The sequence below is a fragment of the Shewanella sp. SM95 genome (assembly GCF_025653595.1).
Lineage (GTDB): Bacteria > Pseudomonadota > Gammaproteobacteria > Enterobacterales > Shewanellaceae > Shewanella > Shewanella oncorhynchi.
In genome coordinates this window covers 1-4906 of record NZ_JAKKSE010000051.1, presented here as the reverse complement: position 1 = coordinate 4906, position 4906 = coordinate 1, and the positions used below count along the sequence as shown (strand labels likewise).

Here is a 4906-nt window from a genome sequence, read left to right as displayed (position 1 = left end):
ACCAGTGATCATGTTTTTAACATAGTCAGCGTGGCCTGGGCAGTCTACGTGTGCGTAGTGACGTGAAGGCGTGTCATATTCGATGTGAGAGGTATTGATCGTAATACCGCGCTCACGCTCTTCTGGAGCGTTATCGATTTGAGAGAAGTCTTTAGCTTCGCCACCGTAGGTCTTAGCCAGTACGTGAGAGATAGCTGCAGTCAGTGTGGTTTTACCATGGTCAACGTGACCAATGGTGCCCACGTTTACATGGGGCTTAATACGTTCAAATTTAGCTTTAGCCATGGTAATGCCTCAGTCCAAGATTCTTGGTGATGAAAACTAACATATAGAAAAAATCCGATGCATTAAAATGACATCGAACCGATTATGTTTAGGCGTAGGAGCTAAATTTAGAGAGGCTGGTGCTGATAGGCAGATTCGAACTGCCGACCTCACCCTTACCAAGGGTGTGCTCTACCAACTGAGCCATATCAGCAACTAATTTGGAGCGGACAGCGGGAATCGAACCCGCGTTATCAGCTTGGAAGGCTGGAGTAATACCATTATACGATGTCCGCGCAACCTAACTAAGGCTACCTAACTACCTAGAAAAAAGTGGTGGAGGGAGAAGGATTCGAACCTTCGAAGGCTGAGCCGTCAGATTTACAGTCTGATCCCTTTGGCCACTCGGGAACCCCTCCACATAAAATGGTGCCGGCACCAAGAGTCGAACTCGGGACCTACTGATTACAAGTCAGTTGCTCTACCAACTGAGCTATGCCGGCATTATCATTTCGGAACGGGATATTAGGTAAATGCGCTCCCAAGTGCAAGTAAAAAACGCCTATTTACGTAAAAAAAGCGCTTGAACGGTGTTTTTTTACACGTTATCCAACTTTGACGGCCAATTAAACAGCGAATACATCAAACGGTAACGGAAACACGACTGCAATCACCCATTTAGTATTGTTCCAAATAATCTCATAGTGTACTGTGCCTTTCCTAAGCTGAGGAAAGCCAATGACTTCTAAAAATTCAATTCAAAAAGCACTCTATCTCGCCTTCGAGCGCCTGCAATGGTCTGAGTTACGAGATTCAGTGCCGTTGACACTGAGTGAGCAAGACTTGGAGAACCTTAGAGGCATAAATGAAAAGATTTCCTTATCGGAAGTGACCGATATTTATCTTCCCCTTAGCCGGCTACTGAATTTGATCGTTAAAGCTAAGCAACAACGAGGCTTAGTGGTTGATGAATTCCTCGGTCAAAAACCATCAAAAAGTCCTTATATCATTAGTATTGCTGGTAGTGTCGCCGTCGGGAAAAGCACCACAGCACGTATTTTGCAAGCTTTACTACGACACTGGCCTGAACACCCAAAAGTTGATTTGGTGACAACAGATGGTTTTTTGTATCCTCTGGCGGACTTAAAACGTAAAGGACTATTACAGCGTAAGGGATTTCCAGAAAGTTACGATATGAAAATGCTGGTTGAGTTTATCTCCGCCGTGAAATCCGGTCAGCCACATGTGAAAGCCCCTATCTATTCGCACGTCACCTATGACCGCGTTAAGAATCAGCATCAAACCGTTTCTCAGCCAGACATCTTAATTTTAGAAGGCTTGAATGTATTGCAGACTGGACTCGACTCCCCCGTTGATACCCGTCGTCCTTTCGTCTCCGATTTTGTCGACTTTTCTATTTATGTCGATGCAGAAGAACCCTTGCTAAAACAATGGTATAAAGAACGATTTTTGCAGTTCCGCTCTGGTGCATTCAGTGACAAAAAATCTTATTTTCATCACTATTCGACGCTAACGGATGATGAGGCCAATACGATTGCCGCCAATATTTGGGACACAATCAATGGCCCAAACCTACAACTTAACATTCAACCGACCCGTGAGAGAGCCCATTTGATCCTGCAGAAAGGTCAGGATCATTTGATGTCCCACGTGCTGATGCGCAAATAGCCTTATGTAAAATTGACTCTTGGGTACTTAGCGTGCCCTTAAGCTAATTTCACCGCCGATAAATGCTTGAACACCGTCGGCGGTTTCGAGCAATACTGCACCTTGCTCATCAACGCCTCGACAAATTCCTTCGACAGACTTTTCCCCCATAAGCAAACGTATTTCACGACCATAAAATAAGTCTGCGGCTTGCCAACGAGTCTTGAATGCAGCTAATCCTTCACGCTCAAATAGCTGAATATCACGCTTAAGCTGCTTCTGTAATGCAATAACAAGCGCCGTCTTGTCAGGCATATCGACCAACTCTGACAAATCACTCCAAGGCTGATCGATACCTTTACCTTGCTCCTCGGACATAGCCATATTCACACCAACACCTATGATAAGCTGGCACAGGCTATCAGCCTGCCCCGACATCTCAATCAAGATCCCGGCAAGCTTCTTGTTATCCAAATAGATGTCATTGGGCCACTTAACACCAATATTCTCGACGCCAAAAGATTTAAGCACTTCAACCAATGTACAGGCCACCACTAAACTTAATCCCATTGCCTGCGCCATTCCCTGCGGGAAAGTCCAAAACAGCGAGAAATATAAGTGATGCCCATAGGGCGACACCCAAGTTCGGCCTCGACGACCACGACCTGCGGATTGATACTCTGCCACACACACATCACCATTCTTCAATTCAGTAGTATGGTCCAGCATAAAGCCGTTAGTGCTTGCTATCTCATCAAAGTAAAAGCAACGGTTATCAATTGATTGCACTAAACGTGAAGCATCAATCAAAGAAATAGGATTCGCTAACTTATAGCCGCGACCTTTGACGCTATAAATTGCCACACCATAGGTTTCTAGCGCATCGATGTGCTTATTCACTGCGGCACGCGAAATCCCAAGTTCAGTGGCTAACTGCTCGCCAGAAACAAATTGCCCGCTAGATAATAAAGCTAATATCTGGCGTTTTCTTCCCCAATGATCAGACATGCAAATCTCCTTCGCCATTAGCCCCGATGATTCTAGGCTCGGCTTCTAGCACAACACCAAATTTATCCTGTACTTGCGCAATAACATGCAGCGCTAGGCGGCAAATATCATGCCCCGTTGCTCCGCCTCGATTCACTAACACTAAGGCTTGCTTGTCATGCACTGCCACATTGCCGAGCACAAAACCTTTCAGTCCCGCTTGCTCAATCAACCAGCCTGCAGCCAATTTCACTGTTGCATCCGCTTGTGCGTAGCCCACTATCGTCGGAAAACGCTGTGCTAAATCTAGATAACAGGCTGCGCTTACAATGGGGTTTTTAAAGAAACTGCCTGCATTGCCGAGCACAGCGGGATCAGGAAGCTTTTCACTTCGTACTTGGCATACACGCTCAAAAATCTCATGCGCTGTAACGGTTGCAGGATCAAACGATTGCAATGGACCATAGGCCAAACGCGGTTGCCAACGTTTAGCTAAGCGCAGCCCAACAGCTGTGATTACAGCGAGATTGCGCAATTTGTCTTTGAAAATAGACTCACGGTAAGCAAATTGACACTCAGCTGTGCTGATGCGTACAAACTCACCTGAGGGTAAATCAAGATACTCAACCCAATCACACACATCACATAGTTCAACACCATAAGCGCCAATATTCTGAATAGGTGCGGCACCAACCGTCCCAGGAATTAACGCCATATTCTCCAGCCCAAACATGCCATGCTCAAGCGTAAACTGAATTAACTCGTGCCAATTCTCACCCGCCTCAACTTCGAGATAAAACGCTTCTGTGTCTTCAGATACTTTTATCCCTTTCGATAAAATCCTGACAACTGTGCCGTTAAAGTCCTCCGTAAAGACCAGATTGCTACCACCACCAAGCACCAACATAGGCAATTGTTGTTGCCATAGTGACAGACATATCGCCTTAACAGCTTCTTTTGAGTGCGCCTCAACAAGATCCGCGCAAGACTGGGCCAAACCAAAGGAATTAAATGATTGAAGGCTATGAAATAGAGACATGTGTTTGTTCAATGACGACAAAAACGTATTGTAACTGCTAAAAGCGAGGATTGCAGCTCATGCTAGAGAAGATGGCAGGATGAAGAACAGAGAGAAAAGCAGGAAAATCACTCCAATTAACAAATTATAGACGCAAAAAAGCCAGCTTATTCAGCTGGCTTGGTTACATCTCAATGAGATAATTAGGCGCTTGGCGATGACCTACTCTCACATGGGGAGACCCCACACTACCATTGGCGCGTTTGCGTTTCACTTCTGAGTTCGGGATGGGATCAGGTGGTTCCACAAGGCTATTGTCACCAAGCAAATTCTTTATTCTAGGATTAAACACTAGATTGTAATGGTGCTGATACCCAGAATCGAACTGGGGACCTCATCCTTACCAAGGATGCGCTCTACCGACTGAGCCATATCAGCAATTCTATACTAATCAATTAAGATTATTTAAATTAGGCGCTTGGCGATGACCTACTCTCACATGGGGAGACCCCACACTACCATCGGCGCGTTTGCGTTTCACTTCTGAGTTCGGGATGGGATCAGGTGGTTCCACAAGGCTATTGTCACCAAGCAAATTCTGTTTATTACCGTGTCCATCTCTGGACCACGTTAATAATTCGGAAAGCTGATTTGCTTTGTTTGAGTTCAACAAGTACAAGGATGTACTTGATGTCATAAATGCAGGAGCATTTTATGACCACTTCATCAAGTGTCGATATTCTGTCTAAGGCTTTTCGTACGACCTCCATGGAAGGAGGAAGTGCTAGAAAATGTCTGGAACATTTTCAGTAAAACCCATCTGGGTTGTATGGTTAAGCCTCTCGAGTCATTAGTACATGTTAGCTCAACGCCTCACAACGCTTACACACCATGCCTATCAACGTCCTAGTCTCGAACGGCTCTTTAGAGGAATTAAATTCCTAGGGATGACTCATCTTAGGGCTCGCT

At 45.4% G+C, this 4906-nt stretch carries 4 protein-coding genes, 5 tRNA genes and 3 rRNA genes; 1 reads left to right on the top strand and 11 read right to left on the bottom strand.

Annotation, left to right across the window (positions count from 1 at the left end; genetic code table 11):
- The 5 genes from L5M29_RS23570 to L5M29_RS23550 form a co-directional block, all read right to left on the bottom strand.
- A partial coding sequence (locus L5M29_RS23570; RefSeq protein ID WP_261729865.1) for a GTP-binding protein occupies positions 1-285 on the bottom strand: 285 nt, incomplete at its 3' end.
- 117 nt (positions 286-402) lie between these two features.
- Positions 403-478, bottom strand: a tRNA-Thr gene (locus L5M29_RS23565).
- 8 nt (positions 479-486) lie between these two features.
- Positions 487-560, bottom strand: a tRNA-Gly gene (locus tag L5M29_RS23560).
- A gap of 38 nt (positions 561-598) precedes the next feature.
- A tRNA-Tyr gene (locus L5M29_RS23555) sits at positions 599-683 on the bottom strand.
- A gap of 8 nt (positions 684-691) precedes the next feature.
- A tRNA-Thr gene (locus L5M29_RS23550) sits at positions 692-767 on the bottom strand.
- A 235-nt stretch (positions 768-1002) separates the two neighbouring features.
- On the opposite strand from L5M29_RS23550, the gene coaA reads away from it, so the two are divergent.
- Positions 1003-1953: a type I pantothenate kinase gene (gene coaA, locus L5M29_RS23545; protein WP_105251027.1), complete on the top strand. Its 951-nt coding sequence runs from the start codon at positions 1003-1005 to the stop codon at positions 1951-1953.
- 27 nt (positions 1954-1980) lie between these two features.
- On the opposite strand, the gene birA is transcribed toward coaA, so the two are convergent.
- The 6 genes from birA to L5M29_RS23515 form a co-directional block, all read right to left on the bottom strand.
- The gene (gene birA / locus L5M29_RS23540; protein ID WP_168827728.1) at positions 1981-2940 is read right to left on the bottom strand and encodes a bifunctional biotin--[acetyl-CoA-carboxylase] ligase/biotin operon repressor BirA; all 960 of its coding nucleotides are present in this window, start codon (positions 2938-2940) and stop codon (positions 1981-1983) included.
- Positions 2933-3958, bottom strand: a complete 1026-nt coding sequence (murB, locus tag L5M29_RS23535; RefSeq protein WP_263170344.1) for a UDP-N-acetylmuramate dehydrogenase — start codon at positions 3956-3958, stop codon at positions 2933-2935. Before murB ends, birA begins: the two co-directional genes overlap by 8 nt.
- Before the next feature lie 188 nt (positions 3959-4146).
- Positions 4147-4262: ribosomal RNA gene (rrf, locus tag L5M29_RS23530) — 5S ribosomal RNA — on the bottom strand.
- 37 nt (positions 4263-4299) lie between these two features.
- A tRNA-Thr gene (locus L5M29_RS23525) sits at positions 4300-4375 on the bottom strand.
- A gap of 38 nt (positions 4376-4413) precedes the next feature.
- Positions 4414-4529, bottom strand: a 5S ribosomal RNA gene (gene rrf, locus L5M29_RS23520).
- Between the two features lie 237 nt (positions 4530-4766).
- Positions 4767-4906 (bottom strand): 23S ribosomal RNA (locus L5M29_RS23515); the annotation flags it as partial.

What these genes read in the sequence shown, in the direction of transcription:
- coaA (WP_105251027.1), top strand. Translation starts at nt 1,003, where the DNA reads ATGACTTCTAAAAATTCAATTCAAAAAGCACTCTATCTCGCCTTCGAG.
- birA (WP_168827728.1), bottom strand. Translation starts at nt 2,940, where the DNA reads ATGTCTGATCATTGGGGAAGAAAACGCCAGATATTAGCTTTATTATCT.
- murB (WP_263170344.1), bottom strand. Translation starts at nt 3,958, where the DNA reads ATGTCTCTATTTCATAGCCTTCAATCATTTAATTCCTTTGGTTTGGCC.